This window comes from Oceanicaulis sp., from assembly GCF_051859625.1.
Taxonomy (GTDB): domain Bacteria; phylum Pseudomonadota; class Alphaproteobacteria; order Caulobacterales; family Maricaulaceae; genus Oceanicaulis.
The window spans coordinates 1,128,325-1,147,714 of sequence record NZ_JBHYFH010000001.1 but is presented as its reverse complement, the minus strand read 5'-3'; the positions used below and the strand labels follow the sequence as shown (position 1 = coordinate 1,147,714).

Sequence of the window (19,390 nt, the reverse complement as noted above, 5' to 3'; positions counted from 1 at the left end):
GCAATGCGGGCGAATGTCGGAGACGCGTCAATCTCCTTTATCGCAACGCATTCTCAATTTGCGACGGGCTGGAAACACGGTGGTGAGACGTGTGTGATGAGCTGCGACATCTCAGCCTTGGACCCATGGGCGAAGTGCGGCTAAGTCTCTCCTCATGAGTTCCACCGCCGCGGCCCCTGCACGCATTACCGTTTCTGATCTGCGCCTTGAGCGCGGAGGGAAAACCGTGCTGACCGGGTTTTCGCTCACGGTCGAGCCGGGCGAGGCGCTGGTGCTGCTGGGCCCGAACGGGTCGGGCAAGACCACGCTCTTGCGCGCGCTGGGCGGACTGGTGCGGCCGGTGAGCGGCGAAATCGGGCTCGACCCTCAGTCGGTCGCCTTTCTGGGCCATGCCGATGCGCTCAAGCCTTCTGAAACCGTCGAGCAAGCGCTTGCGTTCTGGGCGGGGCTATATGGCGGCGACGCCAGCCAGCTTGACGCCGTCATGGTGCAAATGGCGCTGGCGCATCTGGCGCGGCGCACCTGCGGCACGCTGTCGGCGGGGCAAAAGCGGCGCACGGCGCTGGCGCGGATCGCGCTGTCAAACCGCCCCGTCTGGTTGCTGGATGAACCGGCGGCGCCGTTGGATGCGCGGTCCCGCGAACGGTTGGCGGCTCTGGTCAAAACCCATTGTCAGGCCGGCGGGGTCGTGATCGCCGCCACCCATGTGGACCTGGGCTGGGCGGGCGCCCGGGTGCAGGATTTGCGCACCGCCCCCACGCAGACCGGGGCGGGCGTGGGATGAGCGCGATGGGAGCGATCTTTGCGCGCGAATTGCGTCTCGCTTTTGCGGGCGGCGGCGGGCCGGCGGGGCCGGCGGCGTTCAATCTCGCCGCTCTGGCGTTGGCGCCGCTGGCGATTGGACCGGATGCCGAGACCTTGCGCGCAGCGGGGCCGGGCGTCATCGCCTTCGCAGCTTTGCTCGCCACCCTTCAGCCTGCCGAACGGATTTTCAGCGAGGACGCCTCTGACGGCACGCTGGAGCTTTATGCGCTCTCGCCGGTCGGGTTGGCGCTCGCGGTCTTCATGAAAACCTTGGCGTTCATTCTGGCGGTGTTCTGGACCACGCCGTTGCTCGCTTTCATTGGAGGGCTCGCCTATGGGCTCGACGTCTCTTCAGCCTTCGTGCTGGCGCTGGGGCTGGCTTTCGCCGCGCCGGGCCTGGCCTTCATCGCCGCCTTTGCGGGGGCTCTGGCGGCGGGGCTGAAGCGCGCCGGACTGCTGATCGCGCTGATCGCGGCGCCTCTGCAGGTGCCGCTCTTGGTGTTCGCGTCGGGCGCGGGCCGGGCGGCGATGGACGGGACGGGGCTTGAAGGCCCCAATCTCATGATGGCGCTGGCGGGTTCGCTCGCCGCTCTGGCGCTGGCGCCGTTTGGCGCGGCGGCGGCGCTGAAAGCCCGTCTGGAATGATAATGCTTGCGGCCCAGCGCCGCATCGGCTTGCCCGACCGGGCCGGCCCGGCTAGGTGATCGGATCATGTGGAGCTATTTCGCCAATCCTGAACGGTTTGACCGTCTCGCGCGCGCTGTCCTTCCCTGGTGCTGGGGGATTGCTGCGATCCTGTTCGTCATCGGTCTGCCCTGGGCGCTGTATTTCTCTCCAGGCGACTACCAGCAGTCTGACACCGTGCGGATCATGTATGTGCACGTGCCGGCCGCCTGGCTCGCCATGTTCGCCTATGCGGGGCTGGGCGGGGCGAGCTTCATCTATTTCATCTGGCGCCATAACCTGGCCGATCTCGCCGCCCGCGCCATCGCGCCGGCGGGCGCAGTATTCGCCTTCATCTGTCTGGCCACAGGCGCGCTTTGGGGCCGACCCATGTGGGGCGCCTGGTGGGTCTGGGATGCGCGCCTGACCTCGATGCTCGTGCTGTTCTTGCTGTATCTGGGGTATATGGCGTTGCGCGCCGCGATTGAAGACGAGAAGCTCTCGGCCCGCGCGGGCGCGATCCTCGCCATGGCGGGCCTGATCAACCTGCCGATCATCAAGTTCTCGGTGGATTGGTGGAACACGCTGCACCAGGGCGCGAGCGTGTTCCGCTTTGACGGGCCGACGATCGACCCCGCTCAGCTCTGGCCGCTGGCGATCATGGCGCTGGCCTTCACCATTCTGTATCTCGCCCTCGTGCTCACCCAGATGCGCGCCATGTTGATGGAGCGCCGCGCCGATGCGCTGGAGCGCCGTCGCGAGCGGCGTCTGGAACTGGAGGCGGAGCTATGAACGCGCTCGCCGAATTCTTCGCCATGGACGGATACGCCGTATACGTCTGGGTGTCGTATGGACTGAGCTTTCTGGGCAGCATCGCGCTGGTCTGGATGACGATCGCGCGTCGCCGCGCTGCGGCAGCGCGTCTGAGACGCCTTGAAGCGCTGGAGGCGTCGGCCGCCGGGGCGCCGGCTGCAACGGTATCGGATGAGGATGCGGCATGAAAAACCTGATGACCTGGTTCCCGGTGATCGGGGTGGGGCTGCTTCTGACCCTGTTCGCGATCGCGCTGCTTCGTCCCAGCGAGGGCGGCGGCGATCCGATCATCGGTCAGCGCGTCAGTGATCTGGATCTGCCGCTGGAGGCGGTCAGCTTTACAGAAGCCGGATTTGTTCCCGGCGCCATTGATGAGGGGCCTTATCTTCTGAACGTCTGGGCGTCCTGGTGTCCGCCGTGCCGCATCGAGCATCCGTATTTTGAATACCTGTCAGATCAGGGCGTTCCGATTTATGGGATTATCTACAAGGATGAAGAGGCGGACGCCGCCCGGTTTCTGAACCAGCTGGGCGATCCGTTCGCCGGACTGGCGGCGGACCGAGACGGCCGCGCAGGGTTTGAGCTGGGCGTCACGGGCCCGCCTGAAACCTTCATCGTGGATGCAGATGGCGTTATTCGGGCGCGCTGGCGTGGGGCGGTGACCGATATTGTCTGGATACAACGCTTCGCCGGGCCCTGGGCCGAGGCGGGCGGACAGCCGATCAGCTGGACAGACGCTCAGTAAGCCGCAGAACGGCTGGCTGAGGCTTACTCGGCGGCGGCGGCTTTTTTCTTCTTCTTCTTTTTCTTCTTGTCGCCGCCCTTGGACTTGGCCTTGGCGGCCTTCTCGGCGAGCTTGGCCTTCTTGGCCTCTTCCCGCGCGGCTTCAGCGCCCAGCTCGGACGCGCGGGCGATGCGGTTGAGCGCTTCAACAAAGCTGGCGCGCTTGTTTTTGGGCAAAGCCGTCAGGATGGCGTCATCTGCGGCTCTCGCCCCGGCGATGACGGTGGCGTGCAGCTGGCGCCCTTCATCCGTGAACCGCACGGAATTGGCGCGCGCATCGCCGGGCGCCTTTTCGCGCACCAGAAGCCCTTTGGCGGCCATGCGTGAAACCAGCTCCGCGAGGGTGGAGCGGTCGATCCCGGTCGCCTGGACAAGTTGGGTCTGGGTCAGACCTTCCGCGTCATGCACCGCGCAGAGCACGGCGAACTGACGTTGTGTGATCTGTACGCCGCCCGTTGCTTCTGAAAACTGCTCCGCAGCAAATTGCTGCGCGCGGTGCATCAGATGACCGGGCGAGATATTGAGGTCGAAATCCAGTGCGTCAGCCATATTTCACCCTCCGGCGACGGAACAAAGCAACCATACCCCGGTTTAGCGACGTTTCAATAACAAGTCCTTCTTGATACGGAATGACCTCAATAAAATCTAATGCTGCAAGGGTTTTGACATGGACGCGCAAGAGCCTGATTTCCATCATGCCACACCCGAGGGTGAGGATCGTGAACGCCGGATTTGCCGGACTTGCGGCTTCATCGACTACGTGAACCCCAAGATTGTCGCCGGCGTCGTCGCGACCCATGCGGATGGACGCGTCCTGATGTGCCGCCGTGCGATCGAGCCGCGGTCGGGATACTGGACCCTGCCCGCCGGCTATATGGAGGAAGGGGAAAGCGTGGAGCAGGCGGCCCTGCGCGAAGCGCGCGAAGAGGCCTGCGCTTCATTGGAGCTTGATGGCGTTCTGGGCATTTATTCCGTGCCGCGCATCTCACAGGTGCAAATTTTCTTCCGGGCGCGTTTTGCGGCGCCGGATATCGCCGCCGGCCCTGAAAGTGAAGAAGTGGCCTTGTTTGAATGGGATCGCTTGCCGCTGAGCGAACTGGCTTTCCCCAGCGTCAAATGGGCGCTGGATGATTATCAGGCCGGGCATGGACGCGCGCTGCCGCCCTCCATGCGAACCCAGACGCCGGACATGCGCCCTGATTAGGTCGCTCCGGTTTCTCCAGGCGCTGTGATCCGGTCCAGCGTTTCGCCCAACTCGGTCAGATTGACCGGCTTTGCGAAATAGCCAAAAGCGCCCTTCGCGCGCATGCGTTCAGACGTGCCGTTTGTGGCGTCAGCCGTGACGATGACGACCGGCGTCTTGGGATAGGTGTCGCGCAAATGCGTCAGTAGATCTTCACCCGACATTCCAGGCATGTGCAGATCGAGCAAGAGGACATCCGGATCCTGAAGGGAGAGGTCGAGGATTTCCAGCGCATGCTCGGCGTTGACGGCCTGGAGGACCGACCAGCCTGCGCCTTCCAGATATTCGGTGAGCAGTTTGCGGTTGATGGTGTTGTTCTCGACGACCAGGGCGGTGAGCGCATGAGCGCGTTCTGGTGACTGAGCTTTGGAGTGTGACGGGGAGGCGGTGAGCGCCTGGACCGCGCCAGGCTTGGCCGCGGTATGGGGGAGACGCACCCAGAACCGGCTGCCGGCGCCCAGCTCGCTCTCGACGCCGATTTCACCGCCCGCCAAATTCGCAATTTCCTGCGCGATAGTCAGGCCGAGCCCGGTTCCCTCATGCCGCCGGCCTGGACTGTCATCGACCTGGTGGAAGCGTTCGAAAATGCTTGTGACGGCTTTTGGCGCGATACCGGGTCCGGTGTCGGAGACGCTCAGCTCCATCCAGCCGGGCTTGATCATGCGGCCGCTGATCGCGATGACGCCGGTTTCGGTGAACTTGACGGCGTTGCCGGCGAAGTTTGTCAGAATCTGCAAAATCCGGGTCGCATCGCCCATGGCCAGGGTTTGCAGGGCGGGCGCGACATCGAGCTCCAGGGCGAGGCCCTTCTGGGCCGCCTGACCGCTGATGGTGTCAGCCGCAGCATGCAACAGGTCGGACGGCGCATATGGAGCGTTTTCAAGCGCCAGCTCGCCCGCCTCGATGCGGGAAATGTCGAGCACATCGTCGATGAGCCCGCGCAGGGCGTTTCCCGATGAGTTCAGCGTGCGGACATAATCATGCTGCTTTGCCGTCAGGCCAGTGTGTTCCAGAAGCTGCGCCATCCCCATCACCCCATTGAGAGGCGTGCGGATTTCATGGCTCATATTGGCCAGGAAGCGTGTCTTCGCCGCATTGGCGAGCTCGGCCTTCTGTTGCGCGACGCGAATACGAAGGCTGGCGTCGCCGAACCGGCGTGCGGCCACGATGAAATGCATCAGGAACAGCAGGCCCGCGATCAGCACCAGGCCGTACTCCATATGCGGGCCGTCCGGGCCGAACATCGCCAATACCGGCAAACTGATCAGATAAGCGGCGTGGGGAAGCCCGCCCGACAGGGTCAGCGCCATATCCTGATTGGAATGAACGGCGATATGAAAAAGCGCGCCGCACAGGAATAACAGCGCGACCGCCTCGCCGGTCGCGCCCCAGGAATTCCATAACCCGATGCTGATCAGCGAATAGATCGTCGTGGCCTGCAGCATGGACAGGTTCGCAGCGAGCATCTCGCCCCTGGAGACAGGTCTTGTCCGCGAGGCCGAGAAGAAGCGGGAGAAGATCCAGCGGTCAATCAGTTGAGAGGTCAGGGAGAGAATGGCGTAGATCAGGGCGAAGCGCGGCATGCCGCCCAGATACAGAACCCCCGAGCCCAGCAAAGACAGGCCGATTCGGGTCGGCAGCTCTTTCGCGCGACTTAGCGCTACGGTCCGATAGGCGTCCAGAGTGGCGGCAGACTGCGGCATGCGAGCTCCGAAAGCGTGATGTGGCCAATCTGGATTTTAAAGCGTTTCGATATGGTGAGACGTCATGACGCTCAGGGTTCAGACTGCATCCAAAATCTGTTCAACCGGGCGCCCCAGCGCAGCGCGCGAGTCATGGATCAGAACCGGCCGCTCGATCAGCTTGGGATTGTCGGCCATGGCCTTGATCAGCTGGTCTTCATCGCTGACGTCTTTCAGCCCGAGCTCTTTATAGAGCGCGTCCTTGGTGCGCATCAGGTCGCGGGCGCTGGTCAGGCGCAACTTTGAGACAACGGAGGCGATTTCGTCAGCGCTGGGCGTGTCCTTGAGGTATTCGCGAATCGTCGGGCGGTAGCCATGCTGTTCAAGCAGCGCCAGGGCTTCGCGTGATTTCGAGCAGCGCGGATTGTGCCAGTATTCCATGTGATCGTTCCTTATTCGTCGGTCAGCGCAGCGGCCAGCAGGGCTTGGGCGGTGCGCAAATGCATATACTCCACCATCCGTCCCTTGAGCGGCACGGCGCCCTTGTTCGCGTTGGCGGGGTCTTCGAACGCGTCAACGACGCTTCGCGCCCAGTCCAGTTCAGCCGCGCTCGGAGCGTAGGCTTTATGGACAGGATAGATCTGGGCGGGATGAATCAAAGTCTTGCCGTCAAAGCCAAGCTGTCGGCCCTGGCGCGCTTCGGCCTCAAGCCCGGCCTCATCGGCATAGGCGTTGAAGACCGCATCAAGCACAACCAGCCCCATGGCGCGCGCGGCCAGCACGAGCCGCGCCAGATGGGGCTGCAGCGTATTGCGTCGCATCTCCCCCTCGGGCAGACGCAAACCCTCCGCCAGATCATTGGCGCCGGCCACCAGCGCTTCAAGCCGGTTGAGCGGCGCCTGACGGGCGATCGCCTCGACATTGAAGACGCCGCGCGGCGTTTCGATCATCGCCCAGAGCGGACCGTCATACCCGGCGTCATCAAGGCGTTTGCGCACCGCGCTCAGCTGTTCGGGGTCTTCAAGCTTGGCGATCAGGACCGCATCCGGCTTGCTCTGCGCTGCGATTGGAATGTCCGCCGCCAGATCAGGCGATCCGGGTTCGGCGATCCTTAACACCGTGAACAGATGATGGCGTTTGTATCGAACCAGCGCGTCCAGTGCATTGCGCCGGGCTTCAGGTTTGCGTTCGGGCGCGACCGCGTCTTCCAGGTCGATGATCAGGGCGTCCGCGCCCAGATCTTGCGCCTTGTCCAGCGCGCGCGGCTTGTCGCCGGGCACGAACAGGACCGAGCGGAACAGGCGGGCGTTCGCGTTTGCATGTGAGGAATCGTCTGTCATGGCGGAAAGGCTTACATAAGGCTCATGTCCAACACCACACCTCAGACCTCCGTTCTGGTGATCAGTTCGCTTGTGGCGTCCAGCCAGGTCGGCGGTCGGGTCACCAATCAGGTGCTTAACGCGGCCTCGATCCGACCGGTTTTTGTCCCGACCGTGGTTCTGGGGCGGCATCCGGGGCTGGGGGCTCCGGGGGGCGGGCCGGCGCCGACCGATCTGATGGCCTCCACGCTGGACGGGGTGAAGGCCAATGGCGTGCTTGACCGGGCGGACGCGATCTTCACGGGCTATTTTCACAATCCAGACCAGGTCCGGCTGGCTGCGGGCCTGATCGCTGAAACGCGCGCCCAACGCCCTGAGTGTCTGGTGATGGTGGATCCGATCATTGGAGACGGGGCGGCGGATGGCGGTGATGACGGGCTGTATGTGAGCGCTGAAACCGCCCGCGCCATACGCGATGAACTGATCCCGCTCGCCAGCGTCATCACGCCCAACAGGTTTGAACTCGCCTGGCTCAGCCGGTCTGAGATCAAGACGTCTGAAGACGCTGTCAAGGCGGCGCGCGGTCTGGCGCCTGTGGTGTTGTGCACGTCTGCGCCCGCCGCGCTGAATGAAGTCTCGGTGATCTGCGTCACCCCGGATGACGCCTTCAGCGCGTACATGCCCCGTATTGATCCCGCGCCGTATGGAACCGGTGACGTGTTCGCCGCCAGCGCGCTGGTGGAGCGTTTGTCGGGCGCTCGCTGGCGGGACGCGGCGGCGCGGGGCATGGCGCGGATCTCCCATGTTCTGGACGAAACGCGATTGGCGGGCGATGCGCGCGACCTGTTGCTGACTGCCCAAACCCTCCAGACGCCATTGCGCGCTCCGGCGCTACGCCGGGTCGGGGCGCAGAGACCCGCCTGGGTGATGGGACTGGACGGCTGCAAGGCGGGCTGGGCGGCGGTGATGGTCGATCTGAACGGGATCGAGGCGCCGCGGCGGGCGGTCTTCGAGCAATTCCGGGACGCTTATGACTGGGGCGCGCAAGTCATTGCGGTGGATATGCCCATCGGGTTTGAAGCGGCGCCCTCGGACCCGCCGGGGCGCGCGTGTGAGCGTCTGGCGCGACAGCGTCTGGGACCGCGGCGCAGCAGTATCTTCCCGTCGCCCCTGCGCATCGCCCTGTCGGCGTCAGATTATGAACACGCCAATCAGCTCAATCGCGCTGCGGGCGGGCCGGGCCTGTCCAAACAGGCCTATCATCTGTTTGCGAAGATCCGTGAGATTGATGACGTCATGACCCCGGACCTGTCACGCGGGGTGGTGTTTGAAACCCATCCGGAGCTGACATTCGCCGAGCTTTCCGGCGAGCCGGCTGTGCATCGCAAGAAAACCCGAGAGGGCCGTGAAGAGCGTCTGGCGCTGCTGGTCGCGCAGGGGCTGCCTGAAGCGCTGTTCGAGCCCCATCCTTTCAAGGCCGGGCTGTGCGCGCCCGACGACCTCGTTGACGCCGGGCTGTGTGTCGTGACCGCGATGCGTATTGCGGGCGGGGAGGCGTTGCGTCTGCCTGAAGACCCGCCGGAAGATGGGCAAGGCTTGCTCATGGCGCTTCATGCCTGATCGCGCTCGATGGTGCTTGAAACCCCAGGCGCGGCCCTGTACCTGAAAAGCCATGAGCATTGATATCCAGGGACATCTCGCACCCGGTTTCGAGCCGGTGGCCGAGGCATTTGAGCAAAACTTCACGGACCGCGAAGAGCTGGGCGCAGCCTTTACCCTGATCCGGAACGGTGAGGTTCTCGTTGATATTCACGCCGGTCATGCGGACCGCAAGGCGAGCCGTCCGTGGACGGAGCAGACGATTGCGCCGGTCTTTTCGACCGGCAAGGCTGTGACAGCGCTGGTCGTCGCCTGGCTGGTGGATAACGGTCGGCTCGACTATGACGCGCCCATCGCGGATGTCTGGCCCGAGTTTGCGCAAGCGGGCAAAGACGCCGTGACCCTGGCGCAGGCCTTGTCGCACCAGGCGGGACTGTCTGGCTATCCTGACGAGATGGAGCCGTCTGACTGGTTTGACCGCGATCTGATGGAAGACCGGTTCGCCGCCATGGCGCCCATGTGGCCGCTGGGAGAGGGCTCGGGCTATCACCCGATCAGCTATGGCGTCATCGCAGACGCCGTGGTGCGCCGCGCCGACGCCAAACGCCGTACGGTCGGCGCGATTCTGCGTGACGAGATCTGCGGTCCGCGCGGCATTGATTTTCACATTGGCGTGCCGGAAAGCGAGCATGATCGCGCGGCGGAGCATGTTCTGCCTCCGCGCCCGCCGCATCTGGGCTCCATGACGCCTGAGAAGGCGGCGGCCTTTCTCAAGCCCTGGTCCTCGCCTGGCCGGCGGGGCACGGCGACCTGGCGCTCGGCGGAGCTGCCGGCGGCGAACGGACATGGCACGGCGAACGCCATCGCCCGACTGATGGCGCCTTTCGCGACGCAAGGACGTCTGGATGACGAGGCGTTTGTGTCCGCTGAGGTCATAGCGGACGCGCTGAAAGAACGCGTGCATGGCCCCGATCGGGTCCTGCCCTTTGACCTGGCGTTTGCGGCCGGCGTGATGATCAACCGCGACTCCGAAGCCTTTGGCCCGGAACCGAAGGCGGTAGGCCATTACGGCTTTGGCGGGTCTTGCGGGTTCGCGGATCCCGAGCGCGGCGTGTCGGGCGCCTATGTGATGAACCGGCAGATGGATGTGCTGGTGGGCGACGCGCGCGCCAAGGCGCTGATCGAGGCCTCGTATCGCTGTCTTTGAGCGCAATGGCGGACTCTGAAACAGAAAGCGCCGCGCGATAGCTTCGCGCGGCGCTTCAGAGCAGGCATATTGAGGATGTCTAGTCCATCGCCTTGAGGTTTACGGCTTTTGGGCCTTTGCCGCGGCGATCCGGTTCGGTTTCGAACTCAATGCGTTGGCCGTCACGCAGATCTTCCAGGCCGGCGTCTTTCACAGCGGTGATGTGCACGAACACATCCTTGTCGCCTTCATCGGGCGTGATGAAGCCGAAACCCTTTTCCGTGTTAAAGAATTTAACGGTACCCGTAGTCATGGGTAGAAGTCCTTTCCCGTCAGTCCGCGCAGCGTCCCACGCCAATAGGATGTGTGCACGGCGTCCCGCGCACGGCATGCGGATTGCGGTCGGGGAAGGCAAAGGCAGAGGCGTTAGGCGCTCGGGTCTTCCATACTCTTCACCGGGCCTTGTTCAAGCCGCTCGTGCAAGGAATACTATGCCTGAAAATTCTATACTCGACAAGCAAAGCCTAGGCGTGCGCGCGCAAGTTCAAGAGGCCTGACACGTGAGTCGCCGAACCCGAAGATTCATAAGCGCAAAGTCCCGCGAGCCCCGTTCTGGCGGCGTGGATCCGGGCGGATTGATGCGCGTGTCGGGCTTTGGCGCGGCGCTGTTGGTCTTTGTGGCTGTCGGGGCGGGCTTTCATGGCGAGCGCATCACAGGGGCGGTCGCGCGCGCCCTGTCCGGGCTCGCGCCATTGGTGGAGCCTTTGATATGGGGCGTCAGCCTGCTCGAGTTCGGCGCCGGCATTCTCGTTCTGGGCGTGTTTGGCGTGACGGTCTGGCGCGGGTTCAGACGTTAAGCCGCCAGGTGCTCCATGAGAGCGCCAGGGCGAAGATCAGCCAGCCGACAAGCGGAACCATCAGAACGCCCGCGAGGCGCGAGGCGCGAAAGGCCAGAGCCGTCACCGGCAAGGACAAAATGAGTGCGGCCACGGTGACGTAAAACCCGTTGGCGACGTTCTGCAGGCCGAAATACCCCCAGGTCCAGCCCATGCAGACCAGATACTGGGCGATGACGCCTGTCCGGGCGAGATCCTTGTGGCGGTCATCGCCATAGCGGTCGATGCACCACGCCGCGATCGCCATCAGGGTGAACAATCCCACCCAGACTGCGCCGATCACCGCGCCCGAGGGCGCCCAGTCGGGATTGTCCAGCGTGCGCGACCATAAAATGCCGGGACCGGAAAAAATCCACGCGTTCAACGCCAGAGCAGCGCCGACAAAAGTGAATAGATAAAGGGCCAGGCGTCCAAGAGCGGGACGGGTTTTGCGGAAGATGTTCGTCGCCACGAATCGACTCCTCTACGCCAGGCTCTTCAGGCCTTGAGTGGACATTAACACGGTTTGCGCATCCGACCAGAGCACCCCTTTCGAGGCGGGTTTCCGGGTCACAATCGCTTGAGCGGGCGGCTTTTCGGGCGGCCAGCGCTTTCCCGGTTCGCCTCAAACGGTCATTGTCACGCTTTGCAGCCTGCAGGCAGGCGCTGCTCCAAGGATATTCGTTATGTTGCGCACGTTCCTCGTCATCCTGGCGGTCTTCAGTCTCGCCCCCATCGGCGCGTCCGCCCATGCGCAAGGCGCGCTCGAGACAGCGGCCGACGCTGCGAGCCGCTTCGGTCCCGAGGTCGGGCAAGTCGCGCCTGCTCTGGATGTGACGGATGCGGCTGGTGCGCCTCGCACTCTCGAAAGCCTGATGGGGGAACAGGGGATGGTGGTCTATTTCAACCGTTCCCTGGACTGGTGCCCGATCTGCCTGCGGCAAACCCTGGAGCTCGAACCCCACGCAGAGGCGTTCGCAGACGCGGGCTGGCCGGTGGCGGTGCTGACCTATGACGCGGCGGAGACACTGGGCCAGGTGGCTGAGCGCCGCGGCCTGAGCATGGCCTTGTTGTCTGATCCGGAAAGCCGGACCATCGACGCCTTTGGCGTCCGCGATCCGATTTATGATGATCCCGATCATCTGGCGTATGGCGTGCCTTATCCGATCACGTTCGTCATTGATCGCGACGGCGTCGTGGTCGCCAAGTTCTGGCATGAGGCGGGGCTGGGCGACCAGCGCGGCTACGCCACGCGGATTTCCGCCGAAGATGTCCTGGCGGCTGTACAGTCGCGCTAGCGCTTGTCCGTTGAACCGGTTTGCCTGACTTTCAGGCGCTAGAACCAGCCCGCTTCGCGCAAAGCGGGATAGGAGCTGCGGCTGACCGGGGCGGTGATCCCGCCTTTCAGCTCCGCCTGCCCGGACCCGCGCGAATAAGCGACCGCGGATATCGCGTCGGCGGGCGCCCACCAGGATCTGTGCAGGCGATGTCCCGGTCTTGTGGTTTCCGCCAGCACGATCGCATCCGCAAAGCGCATCAGCACCAAATGGGACCCGGCGTCGGTGTGGATCCGCACATAATGGTCTTCCGCCTGGAGAGCGACAATGTCGGCGTCGCGTAGCTGGGCCGGCAGGTGCTGCGCCAACAGGTCAGGTTCCGTCTCTTCCGGCTCCAGCTCCGATGCGGGACTGTCAGCGGACGCGGGGCGCGACAAGGCTGTCCGGGTAAGCAACATGACGCTGAGCGCTGCTATGCTGATGATGAGAACGGCGGGCAACAGGCGTACGTACAACAAAAGGGAGACAGGGTTGTTGAACACCAGCACTTCCGCTGCGATGACGACGCCGGTTTGAGGCGCGGTGATCACCGCCGCCGTCGCCAGCGCCCGCCGCCAGAGCGCCATATGCGGCAGGAGATGAGAGAAGAGCCGTTCGGCCAGTGCCAGCAATCCGCCGCCGGCGACCATCACCCCGATCCAGTACACCAGCCTCAAGGGCAGACTTTCCTGAATGGTGGCGAACGGGCCGACCAACGCCAGGAACAGCCCGGCCAGCGCCATGACGCCCAGATCGACAACGATCTGATACCCTTGGGCGTTGAGCATGCGTATGGGCGAAGCCATCTCGGTCATGCCGAACTCTATCCGCATCCGGTCGCACGGTGTCAATTCCGGCGCCGTTCGCGCATCGCCAATGGTGCGGGCGGCGCCAGTGACGTAGCCGCAGGACGGCTGGCGAAACGGCGTCTGGTCGGGGCGCGCCGACCGCGATTGAACTCCAACTCGTTCATTCCGCGGAGGTCGCCATGTCAACTTTATCGTCATCAGCCCTGAGCCGCACCAGCCATGTGATCATGGCGGTGCTGACCTTGCCGGTCGCAGCCTACGCCTCGCTCTACGTGTTTCCTGATATGCCCGGCTTGCCTGATAACATCCTGGCCAACCGGTGGGGCGCATACGGCTTGCCCCTGCACGCCGGTCTGGGGGCGGTGGCGCTGTTGATCGGCCCGCTTCAGTTCATGCAAAGCCTCCGGTCCAGGGCGCCGGGCGTTCATCGCGCCATGGGCATGATCTATGTGACGGCGTGTCTGGTGTCGGCGCTGGCGGGGTTCGTCCTGGCGACCGGCACTACAAACGGGGTCGTGGCCGGAGTCGGCTTTGCGCTGGCCGCCATCGTCTGGACGCTGTGCACGGCGCGGGGGCTGAGCTGCGTGGTCACCGGGCAGTACGCCGCGCATCGCCGCTGGATGATCCGCAGTTATGCGATGACCTTTTCCGCCGTGACCCTGCGCATCCAGCTGGGGCTGGGCACAGCGGCGGGACTGGATTTCGCCGAGTTCTATCCGATCCTGGCCTTTAGCGCCTGGATCCCCAATCTGATTGTCGCCGAGCTGTGGTTGCTGCTGCGCAACCCCTCCCGTGGCGCTCAGAACCAGCCGGCGTCCCTGAGAGCGGGGTAATAGGTGCGGCTGACCGGGGCTTCAACGCCGTCCTTGAGGACCAGAACGCCCCGGCCATCGCTTTTCCTGATGTCTTCAACGGCGTCTCTTGCGACCCACCACGACCTGTGGGTCCGTGCGCCGTCCAGTCCGTCACAGGCGGCGACGGCGTCCGACAGGCGCATGAGGATCAGGGCCTCGCCCCGGTCTGTGCGGACGCGCAGATAATGATCCTCTGCGCTCATCGAGCAGATCCGGGCGGTCTTGAGTTTGACGGGGAGCTTGTCGATCAACGCGGCGCCCGCCTGTGGGGGACGGGCGCCTTCGCCCGCTGCGTCCTCGGTCAAACGGTCGACCACATAGACGACGGCGGTTGTGAAGCCCGAGATCACCAGCACCAGGCCATAGACAAACACGACATTCACAGGAGCGCCCTGGTCGCTGGCCATGACATTGACCCAGGACACGGCCGCTGTGATCGGAATCGAGACCACGGTCGCGCTCGCCACATAGACGAGCCATTTGGGGGCCTGGGGCAGCCATACGGGCATGAAATGTCCGACGGCGTATCCGATCAGGCCGCCCAGCGCGATGAACCCGGTCCAGTAGAGCCACACCATCGGCCAGCCGAACGTGTAGCTGCCGAACGGCCCCAGAACCGCCAGGAACGTGCCGATTCCCAGCACCATTCCGACAGGTCGAGCGCAATTGCGGGCCAGTGTCAGGAGGGTTTGCCTCATCGTGCTGGTCTGCATCCCCCGTTCGCGAAGCGTGAACGGCAGGTTGGCCGCAACTCACGTACAGGTCCAGTCCGATCGCGCAGAGCCGCTTTTCTCTCCTGAATGTGGCGGGCAGAGGTGTTTCGGCGATCCCGCGCCGCCAGAGGGGTGGAAAGCGGGTCGCCAGACACCGGGAGATGACGACATGCAAGACCGTTCCTTCAAAGCCGCTGCTCTCGCGAGCGCCGCGCTGTTCGCTTTGGCCTTCATGCCTGTGGCGGAAAGCCAGGACGCCGTGGCCGCCGCCGAGCTTGAGATCACGATTGACGGACTGCGCACCAATGAGGGGCGAGTCTGGGTCGGGCTTTACGCCTCGGAAGACGATTGGGACGAACAGATCGAGTCGGCGCAAGGCTGGGCGGACGTGGACGACGGCGTGGCGCGTGTGCGACTCGCTGAGCTGTCATCGGGCGCGGTCGCGATCCAGGTCTTTCACGACGCTAACGGCAATAACGACTTTGACACCAACTTCATGGGCATTCCGTCAGAACGCTATGGCTTCTCCAATAATCCGCGCCCCAAGTTTCGCGGTGCGAACTGGGATGAAGCCGTGTTTGAGTTGAGCCCCGGCGAAACCCAGGAACTGACGATCACCTTGCACGGAGCGCGGGGATGAATATCGACGCCTTCTTGCAAGCACCCCTCCATATCCAGATACACGCCATTGCGGCGCTCAGCGCGCTGGGTCTGGGCGTCGTGCAGTTCGCCGCCCCCAAGGGTACGATCCCGCACCGCAGTCTGGGCTATGTCTGGGTCGGCTTGATGGTGCTGGTCGCAGGGACGGCCTATTTCATCCGCACCCATGAAGGACAGTTCAGCTGGATCCACCTTCTGATCCCGGTCACGCTTGTCGGCGTCGTCTGGCTCAGTTGCCTGGCGCGAAGCGGGAAGGTGAAACGTCATCGCACCTCCGCTTATGTCTTGTTTTTCGCAGCTTTGATCACGCCAGGTCTGTTCACGCTCATTCCAGGACGCCTGATGCATGCCGTGGTGTTCGGCGGATGAGGGCTGAATGCGCGGCCTGTCATTGACCTGACGCAAGGCCGCGCTACACCTGAAGCCATGAAATCCGGGCTTGGCCGGAGGGCTATTTCAGGGGGTTCTGATGACGATGCCATGGCTCAAACTTGCAGCAGCCGGGTTCAGCCTCGCCGCGCTGAGCGCCTGTTCCGAACCTGTGCCGGCGGACGTCACAGAGCCTGTGGCCCAGCCCAACCTTGTCTCCACCGACGCCCCGCGTACGCCGGTGCAAGCGTTGGCGCCGTATTACGCCCAGCTTGACTATGCGGTTCCGGTCGCGCCTGAAGGTCCGGCCTTGCCCGGGCAGGATGCGGTTCTCAGCTCCATCGCGTTTGGATCGTGCAACACCGCTCAACGAGAGATCCCGATCCTGACGACCATCGCTGACGAGCCCCACGACCTGTTCATGTATGTGGGCGACAATGTGTATGGCGATGCGCGGTCCTATAACGCTGATCTGCCAGAGCTGCGCGAGAACTACGCCGCGCTCGCCGCCCGCCCGGAGTTCCGCCTGCTTCGCTCGGCGCTGCCCATGCTCGCCACCTGGGACGATCATGATTACGGCATGAACGATATGGGCCGTGATTTCCCGTTCAAAGGGTTCGCCGAACAGCTGTTCCTGGATTTCTGGCGCGCGGCGGAGACCGATCCGCGCCGCCAGCGCGAGGGGATTTACGACTCCCATGTCTATGGCCCGGACGGTCAGCGCGTGCAGATCATCTTGCTCGACACGCGCTATTTCCGCTCCGAACTCACACCGACCGATGAACGAGGCGCGGTGGGGCGTGAACGCTATGTTCCCAGCGATAATCCGGATCAGGACATGCTGGGCGCCGCGCAATGGGCCTGGCTGGCGGATCAGTTGCGCGAACCGGCGGATCTGCGCCTGATCGTGTCGTCCATTCAGGTTCTGGCGGACGGGCATGGCTGGGAAGCGTGGCGCACCATGCCGATGGAGCGCGATCGTCTGTTCCGTCTGATCAATGACACGGGCGCGCAAGGCGTGGTGTTCGTCTCTGGCGACCGGCACTCCGCCGGGCTGTACCGCCGCGACAATGTCGCGAGCTATCCGCTCTACGAGATCACCTCCTCGGCGTTGAACATGTCCTATGCTGACGAGAATAATGAACCCGGCCCCAATCGTCTGGGGGATATGTACGCCCCGGCCAATTACGGCGTCGTCGGCATTGACTGGGATGCGGGCCAGCTCAGCCTGCAGATCAGGGACATGGACGGCGATCCCGTGCGCGAGCAACGCATCCGCCTCGACGAAATCGGGGCGGACTGACACCGTGTCCTGACGGTCACGCCTGCCTGAGACAGCGAAGCCCGGAACATTCAGGGTTTGCCTCTGGATGGACGGGCGGCGAGGATGACGGCGGGGGACGAGATGAAAGACGCAAGCACATTCGAACGCCTGTTCGTGGGCGCAGGCGAAGCCGCCGGCCCTGGCGACGGGGCTGAACCGCCAGTCGTGACCCGGGGGCTGGCGCAACGCGCCGGCTCTGGCCTGATGGATGCTGTCCTGGGTGTGGCGGTCCGGTTTGTGCTGATCGTTCAGGTGTGGAGCTGGTCGCGGGCGAACGCCGCCGCTGTGGAGGACCCCTTGTCCTGGCGATCCTGGGTGACGCCCACGGACGGTTTGGAAAACGCGGCCCGGCTGTGGACCATGGGACAGGTCGACGCCGGACTGGCTGCGGTCTTGTTATTGGCGGTCGCCAGTCTTGTCAGTCTCAGCCTCGCCGTCGGTTTTCTGACGCGGCTCACAGGCCTTGCCGTGATTCTCGGCGCGGGCTGGCACATGATGTTCATTCTGCCTGAAGCGTTCACCTCCACCGTGGCGTATCTGGCGCTGGGGCTATATCTCACGGCGCGCGGCGCGGGGCCGTTATCGCTGGACTGGGCGCTCGCCCGGCTGGCGCGACTGGCCTGATCCTGTGATCGCGGCGGTTTGCTGAGGGGCGCGGGTTGCCTTGCGCCGCCCCGCGTGATGATTTCGCAGTCCAATGTCCGCCCCGATCCGCAAAGGCCGATCCATGCTGATCTATCGCAATGTCGCCATGGTGATGGTGGCCACTTTGTTCCTGCAGGCCGCCATGGGCGCGCTGGGCGTCGCCCTGCCGCTGGCGATGAGCGGTGCGGGCTGGGGGCGTCCGGCGATCGGCGCCGTGATCGCCGCTTTTGGCGCGGGCTTCGCCATCGGCGCCTGGCTGTCGCCGGGCATGATCCGGTCTGTGGGCCATATTCGCGCCTATGCCGGATACGCCGGCGGTGCGGCTGCGCTGACGCTGCTCCTGGCGCTGGGCGATCATTTCATCTGGTGGCTGATCACCCGTTTCGGATTTGGCATGTGCGCGGCGGGCCTGTTTGCGGTGGCGGAAAGCTGGATCGCCGACGCCACGCCGAGCGAACGCCGCGGCGCCGTGATCTCGGTCTATCAGATTGTCGGTCGCGCCGGCCTGATCGCAGGGCCGTTCCTGATCGCATTGCCCGGCTTTGATGCGCGCGACGGCTTCATCATGGCGGGCGCCGCCATGGCGCTGGCCCTGACCCCTATCGTTTTCACCCGGCGCGCCCAGCCCAGCCTGCCCTCAGGCGAAACGGTTCCGGTCACGCGCCTGTTCTCCATCGCGCCTGCCGCGGCCGCCGCGGCGTTCACAGCGGGCCTTCTCAATTCAGGCGTGCTGGGCTTCATGCCGATCTGGGCGCAATCGCTCGATCCTGAATACGGCGCGGGCAGCGCGGCGTTGTTGATGGCGGTGATCTATGCGGGGTCGATGATCACGCAATGGCCCGCCGGGATGATTTCAGACCAGATGGACCGGCGCCTGGTTATCGCGGCCCTGTCGATCGTGGGCGGGCTCTTCGCTTTGATTCTGGTGGTGATGCCCAGCCCGTCGCTGGGCATGGCGGCGCTTCTGGTGGGACTGTGGGGTGCGGCGAGCCTGTCGTATTTCGCTGTCGCGGTCGCCCATGCCGCAGACCGGTCGCGGGTCGAGGAGCTGCCCGCCATCGCGTCAGGCATGTTGCTCGTCTGGGCGATCGGCTCGACGCTGGGTCCGATCGTGGCGGGCGTCGCCTATTCCGGGCCGCTGGGGCCAAGAGGACTATTTTTATTCGCCGCGATCGTCAGCTGCATTCTTGCGGCGGGCATGTTCTGGCGCCGCCGCGCCCGTGAAGCGGTGAGCGAGGATGAACGGTCTCACTTCGTCAACTTGCAGGCCACCTCTGCAGAGCTGGCCGAAATCGAGGCGCCGGAAGACGAGCTGGACCGCGTATGATGCTGGCGCTGATCGTCGCTGTGCCTGCCCTGATCGGGGCGCTGGCCGCCTTCGCCTTGCGTGGCAGGCTGCGCAGATTGGGGCTGATGGCCTGGCTGGGCTGGCTGATGATCGGGACCGGCGCGCCGGTATTGCTGGGTCAGCTGGTCGCGCTGGGTCTAACAGACGTCGCGGCGTCCATGGCGGAGGGGTGCCGGCAAGGCGGCCCGGACGCCTGTCATCGCGCCGGATTGTATCTGGTATTGCCCTTGGCGGCCGGGTTGTGCGGGGGGCTGGGATGGATCGCCGGCGCCCTGACCACGCGCTTTGCTAAGGTAAAAGACACGAACTCCCCCTTATGATAGGGGAATGGCGCGTTGCACCGGCCTCAACGGGTGTTATAACGCGCGCTGTCCGCCTAGGTGCG

At 64.3% G+C, this 19,390-nt stretch carries 25 protein-coding genes; 17 read left to right on the top strand and 8 right to left on the bottom strand.

Features of this window, described 5'->3' with window-relative positions; all coding sequences use genetic code 11:
- Positions 1–154: 154 nt before the first annotated feature.
- From ccmA to ACTIGF_RS05480, 5 genes are all read left to right on the top strand, one after another.
- The gene (ccmA, locus tag ACTIGF_RS05500; RefSeq protein ID WP_439635907.1) at positions 155–784 is read left to right on the top strand and encodes a heme ABC exporter ATP-binding protein CcmA; all 630 of its coding nucleotides are present in this window, start codon (positions 155–157) and stop codon (positions 782–784) included.
- Positions 781–1,449: a heme exporter protein CcmB gene (locus ACTIGF_RS05495; protein WP_439635906.1), complete on the top strand. Its 669-nt coding sequence runs from the start codon at positions 781–783 to the stop codon at positions 1,447–1,449. The genes ccmA and ACTIGF_RS05495 overlap by 4 nt, the downstream gene beginning before the upstream one ends.
- A 66-nt stretch (positions 1,450–1,515) precedes the next feature.
- Positions 1,516–2,259, top strand: a complete 744-nt coding sequence (locus ACTIGF_RS05490) for a heme ABC transporter permease (protein WP_439635905.1) — start codon at positions 1,516–1,518, stop codon at positions 2,257–2,259.
- The gene (gene ccmD, locus ACTIGF_RS05485) at positions 2,256–2,468 is read left to right on the top strand and encodes a heme exporter protein CcmD (RefSeq protein WP_439635904.1); all 213 of its coding nucleotides are present in this window, start codon (positions 2,256–2,258) and stop codon (positions 2,466–2,468) included. Before ACTIGF_RS05490 ends, ccmD begins: the two co-directional genes overlap by 4 nt.
- Positions 2,465–3,025 carry a DsbE family thiol:disulfide interchange protein gene (locus ACTIGF_RS05480; RefSeq protein WP_439635903.1) on the top strand — a complete coding sequence of 187 codons (561 nt, stop codon included), beginning with the start codon at positions 2,465–2,467 and terminating at the stop codon, positions 3,023–3,025. The genes ccmD and ACTIGF_RS05480 overlap by 4 nt, the downstream gene beginning before the upstream one ends.
- A gap of 23 nt (positions 3,026–3,048) precedes the next feature.
- Here the strand turns inward: ACTIGF_RS05480 and ACTIGF_RS05475 are convergent, their stop codons facing one another.
- Positions 3,049–3,612, bottom strand: a complete 564-nt coding sequence (locus ACTIGF_RS05475; protein ID WP_439635902.1) for a MarR family winged helix-turn-helix transcriptional regulator — start codon at positions 3,610–3,612, stop codon at positions 3,049–3,051.
- Between the two features lie 118 nt (positions 3,613–3,730).
- Between ACTIGF_RS05475 and ACTIGF_RS05470 the strand changes: the two genes are divergently transcribed.
- A complete protein-coding gene (locus ACTIGF_RS05470) occupies positions 3,731–4,267 on the top strand; it encodes an NUDIX domain-containing protein (RefSeq protein WP_439635901.1) in 537 nt (178 codons plus the stop codon).
- On the opposite strand, the gene ACTIGF_RS05465 is transcribed toward ACTIGF_RS05470, so the two are convergent.
- The 3 genes from ACTIGF_RS05465 to ACTIGF_RS05455 all read right to left on the bottom strand — a co-directional run bounded on the left by ACTIGF_RS05465 (position 4,264) and on the right by ACTIGF_RS05455 (position 7,328).
- The gene (locus ACTIGF_RS05465) at positions 4,264–6,009 is read right to left on the bottom strand and encodes an ATP-binding protein (RefSeq protein ID WP_439635900.1); all 1,746 of its coding nucleotides are present in this window, start codon (positions 6,007–6,009) and stop codon (positions 4,264–4,266) included. The genes ACTIGF_RS05470 and ACTIGF_RS05465 overlap by 4 nt on opposite strands.
- Positions 6,010–6,087: 78 nt before the next feature.
- Complete coding sequence (arsC, locus tag ACTIGF_RS05460) at positions 6,088–6,429, bottom strand: arsenate reductase (glutaredoxin) (RefSeq protein ID WP_439635899.1); 342 nt, start codon at positions 6,427–6,429, stop codon at positions 6,088–6,090.
- An 11-nt stretch (positions 6,430–6,440) separates the two neighbouring features.
- Positions 6,441–7,328 carry an HpcH/HpaI aldolase/citrate lyase family protein gene (locus tag ACTIGF_RS05455; RefSeq protein WP_439635898.1) on the bottom strand — a complete coding sequence of 296 codons (888 nt, stop codon included), beginning with the start codon at positions 7,326–7,328 and terminating at the stop codon, positions 6,441–6,443.
- A 24-nt stretch (positions 7,329–7,352) separates the two neighbouring features.
- Here ACTIGF_RS05455 and ACTIGF_RS05450 point away from each other — a divergent pair, with 24 nt between their 5' ends.
- Positions 7,353–8,927, top strand: a complete 1,575-nt coding sequence (locus ACTIGF_RS05450) for a PfkB family carbohydrate kinase (protein WP_439635897.1) — start codon at positions 7,353–7,355, stop codon at positions 8,925–8,927.
- Positions 8,928–8,979: 52 nt separating this feature from the next.
- Complete coding sequence (locus tag ACTIGF_RS05445; RefSeq protein WP_439635896.1) at positions 8,980–10,113, top strand: serine hydrolase domain-containing protein; 1,134 nt, start codon at positions 8,980–8,982, stop codon at positions 10,111–10,113.
- Positions 10,114–10,192: 79 nt separating this feature from the next.
- Here ACTIGF_RS05445 and ACTIGF_RS05440 read toward each other — a convergent pair whose 3' ends face one another.
- A complete protein-coding gene (locus tag ACTIGF_RS05440) occupies positions 10,193–10,405 on the bottom strand; it encodes a cold-shock protein (protein ID WP_107712163.1) in 213 nt (70 codons plus the stop codon).
- Positions 10,406–10,730: 325 nt separating this feature from the next.
- On the opposite strand from ACTIGF_RS05440, the gene ACTIGF_RS05435 reads away from it, so the two are divergent.
- Positions 10,731–10,949, top strand: a complete 219-nt coding sequence (locus ACTIGF_RS05435; RefSeq protein ID WP_439635895.1) for a hypothetical protein — start codon at positions 10,731–10,733, stop codon at positions 10,947–10,949.
- Here the strand turns inward: ACTIGF_RS05435 and ACTIGF_RS05430 are convergent.
- Positions 10,939–11,439 carry a TspO/MBR family protein gene (locus tag ACTIGF_RS05430; protein ID WP_439635894.1) on the bottom strand — a complete coding sequence of 167 codons (501 nt, stop codon included), beginning with the start codon at positions 11,437–11,439 and terminating at the stop codon, positions 10,939–10,941. The two genes, ACTIGF_RS05435 and ACTIGF_RS05430, sit on opposite strands and share 11 nt — an antisense overlap.
- A 214-nt stretch (positions 11,440–11,653) precedes the next feature.
- On the opposite strand from ACTIGF_RS05430, the gene ACTIGF_RS05425 reads away from it, so the two are divergent.
- Positions 11,654–12,265 (top strand): peroxiredoxin family protein, encoded by a 612-nt coding sequence (locus ACTIGF_RS05425; protein WP_439635893.1) that lies wholly within the window; start codon positions 11,654–11,656, stop codon positions 12,263–12,265.
- A 38-nt stretch (positions 12,266–12,303) separates the two neighbouring features.
- Here ACTIGF_RS05425 and ACTIGF_RS05420 read toward each other — a convergent pair whose 3' ends face one another.
- On the bottom strand, positions 12,304–13,098 hold the full coding sequence (locus ACTIGF_RS05420; RefSeq protein WP_439635892.1) for a LytTR family DNA-binding domain-containing protein: 795 nt from the start codon (positions 13,096–13,098) through the stop codon (positions 12,304–12,306).
- Positions 13,099–13,271: 173 nt separating this feature from the next.
- Here ACTIGF_RS05420 and ACTIGF_RS05415 point away from each other — a divergent pair, with 173 nt between their 5' ends.
- The gene (locus ACTIGF_RS05415) at positions 13,272–13,925 is read left to right on the top strand and encodes a DUF2306 domain-containing protein (RefSeq protein ID WP_439635891.1); all 654 of its coding nucleotides are present in this window, start codon (positions 13,272–13,274) and stop codon (positions 13,923–13,925) included.
- On the opposite strand, the gene ACTIGF_RS05410 is transcribed toward ACTIGF_RS05415, so the two are convergent.
- Entirely contained in the window at positions 13,892–14,644 is a 753-nt protein-coding gene (locus tag ACTIGF_RS05410) for a LytTR family transcriptional regulator DNA-binding domain-containing protein (RefSeq protein WP_439635890.1), read from the bottom strand. The genes ACTIGF_RS05415 and ACTIGF_RS05410 overlap by 34 nt on opposite strands.
- Positions 14,645–14,828: 184 nt before the next feature.
- On the opposite strand from ACTIGF_RS05410, the gene ACTIGF_RS05405 reads away from it, so the two are divergent.
- The 6 genes from ACTIGF_RS05405 (at position 14,829) to ACTIGF_RS05380 (ending at position 19,325) form a co-directional block, all read left to right on the top strand.
- A complete protein-coding gene (locus ACTIGF_RS05405; RefSeq protein ID WP_439635889.1) occupies positions 14,829–15,299 on the top strand; it encodes a DUF2141 domain-containing protein in 471 nt (156 codons plus the stop codon).
- Positions 15,296–15,688 (top strand): DUF2306 domain-containing protein, encoded by a 393-nt coding sequence (locus ACTIGF_RS05400; RefSeq protein WP_439635888.1) that lies wholly within the window; start codon positions 15,296–15,298, stop codon positions 15,686–15,688. Before ACTIGF_RS05405 ends, ACTIGF_RS05400 begins: the two co-directional genes overlap by 4 nt.
- A gap of 100 nt (positions 15,689–15,788) precedes the next feature.
- On the top strand, positions 15,789–16,991 hold the full coding sequence (locus ACTIGF_RS05395; protein WP_439635887.1) for an alkaline phosphatase D family protein: 1,203 nt from the start codon (positions 15,789–15,791) through the stop codon (positions 16,989–16,991).
- Between the two features lie 102 nt (positions 16,992–17,093).
- The gene (locus ACTIGF_RS05390) at positions 17,094–17,636 is read left to right on the top strand and encodes a hypothetical protein (protein WP_439635886.1); all 543 of its coding nucleotides are present in this window, start codon (positions 17,094–17,096) and stop codon (positions 17,634–17,636) included.
- 73 nt (positions 17,637–17,709) lie between these two features.
- Positions 17,710–18,984, top strand: coding sequence for an MFS transporter (locus ACTIGF_RS05385; protein WP_439635885.1), 1,275 nt, complete (start codon positions 17,710–17,712; stop codon positions 18,982–18,984).
- A complete protein-coding gene (locus ACTIGF_RS05380; protein WP_439635884.1) occupies positions 18,981–19,325 on the top strand; it encodes a hypothetical protein in 345 nt (114 codons plus the stop codon). Before ACTIGF_RS05385 ends, ACTIGF_RS05380 begins: the two co-directional genes overlap by 4 nt.
- The last annotated feature ends 65 nt before the right edge of the window (positions 19,326–19,390 follow it).

Excerpts from the sequence above, each read along its gene's own strand:
- ccmA (WP_439635907.1), top strand. The coding sequence starts at position 155 with ATGAGTTCCACCGCCGCGGCCCCTGCACGCATTACCGTTTCTGATCTG.
- ACTIGF_RS05495 (WP_439635906.1), top strand. The coding sequence starts at position 781 with ATGAGCGCGATGGGAGCGATCTTTGCGCGCGAATTGCGTCTCGCTTTT.
- ACTIGF_RS05490 (WP_439635905.1), top strand. The coding sequence starts at position 1,516 with ATGTGGAGCTATTTCGCCAATCCTGAACGGTTTGACCGTCTCGCGCGC.
- ccmD (WP_439635904.1), top strand. The coding sequence starts at position 2,256 with ATGAACGCGCTCGCCGAATTCTTCGCCATGGACGGATACGCCGTATAC.
- ACTIGF_RS05480 (WP_439635903.1), top strand. The coding sequence starts at position 2,465 with ATGAAAAACCTGATGACCTGGTTCCCGGTGATCGGGGTGGGGCTGCTT.
- ACTIGF_RS05475 (WP_439635902.1), bottom strand. The coding sequence starts at position 3,612 with ATGGCTGACGCACTGGATTTCGACCTCAATATCTCGCCCGGTCATCTG.
- ACTIGF_RS05470 (WP_439635901.1), top strand. The coding sequence starts at position 3,731 with ATGGACGCGCAAGAGCCTGATTTCCATCATGCCACACCCGAGGGTGAG.
- ACTIGF_RS05465 (WP_439635900.1), bottom strand. The coding sequence starts at position 6,009 with ATGCCGCAGTCTGCCGCCACTCTGGACGCCTATCGGACCGTAGCGCTA.
- arsC (WP_439635899.1), bottom strand. The coding sequence starts at position 6,429 with ATGGAATACTGGCACAATCCGCGCTGCTCGAAATCACGCGAAGCCCTG.
- ACTIGF_RS05455 (WP_439635898.1), bottom strand. The coding sequence starts at position 7,328 with ATGACAGACGATTCCTCACATGCAAACGCGAACGCCCGCCTGTTCCGC.
- ACTIGF_RS05450 (WP_439635897.1), top strand. The coding sequence starts at position 7,353 with ATGTCCAACACCACACCTCAGACCTCCGTTCTGGTGATCAGTTCGCTT.
- ACTIGF_RS05445 (WP_439635896.1), top strand. The coding sequence starts at position 8,980 with ATGAGCATTGATATCCAGGGACATCTCGCACCCGGTTTCGAGCCGGTG.
- ACTIGF_RS05440 (WP_107712163.1), bottom strand. The coding sequence starts at position 10,405 with ATGACTACGGGTACCGTTAAATTCTTTAACACGGAAAAGGGTTTCGGC.
- ACTIGF_RS05435 (WP_439635895.1), top strand. The coding sequence starts at position 10,731 with ATGCGCGTGTCGGGCTTTGGCGCGGCGCTGTTGGTCTTTGTGGCTGTC.
- ACTIGF_RS05425 (WP_439635893.1), top strand. The coding sequence starts at position 11,654 with ATGTTGCGCACGTTCCTCGTCATCCTGGCGGTCTTCAGTCTCGCCCCC.
- ACTIGF_RS05420 (WP_439635892.1), bottom strand. The coding sequence starts at position 13,098 with ATGACCGAGATGGCTTCGCCCATACGCATGCTCAACGCCCAAGGGTAT.
- ACTIGF_RS05415 (WP_439635891.1), top strand. The coding sequence starts at position 13,272 with ATGTCAACTTTATCGTCATCAGCCCTGAGCCGCACCAGCCATGTGATC.
- ACTIGF_RS05410 (WP_439635890.1), bottom strand. The coding sequence starts at position 14,644 with ATGAGGCAAACCCTCCTGACACTGGCCCGCAATTGCGCTCGACCTGTC.
- ACTIGF_RS05405 (WP_439635889.1), top strand. The coding sequence starts at position 14,829 with ATGCAAGACCGTTCCTTCAAAGCCGCTGCTCTCGCGAGCGCCGCGCTG.
- ACTIGF_RS05400 (WP_439635888.1), top strand. The coding sequence starts at position 15,296 with ATGAATATCGACGCCTTCTTGCAAGCACCCCTCCATATCCAGATACAC.
- ACTIGF_RS05395 (WP_439635887.1), top strand. The coding sequence starts at position 15,789 with ATGACGATGCCATGGCTCAAACTTGCAGCAGCCGGGTTCAGCCTCGCC.
- ACTIGF_RS05390 (WP_439635886.1), top strand. The coding sequence starts at position 17,094 with ATGAAAGACGCAAGCACATTCGAACGCCTGTTCGTGGGCGCAGGCGAA.
- ACTIGF_RS05385 (WP_439635885.1), top strand. The coding sequence starts at position 17,710 with ATGTCCGCCCCGATCCGCAAAGGCCGATCCATGCTGATCTATCGCAAT.
- ACTIGF_RS05380 (WP_439635884.1), top strand. The coding sequence starts at position 18,981 with ATGATGCTGGCGCTGATCGTCGCTGTGCCTGCCCTGATCGGGGCGCTG.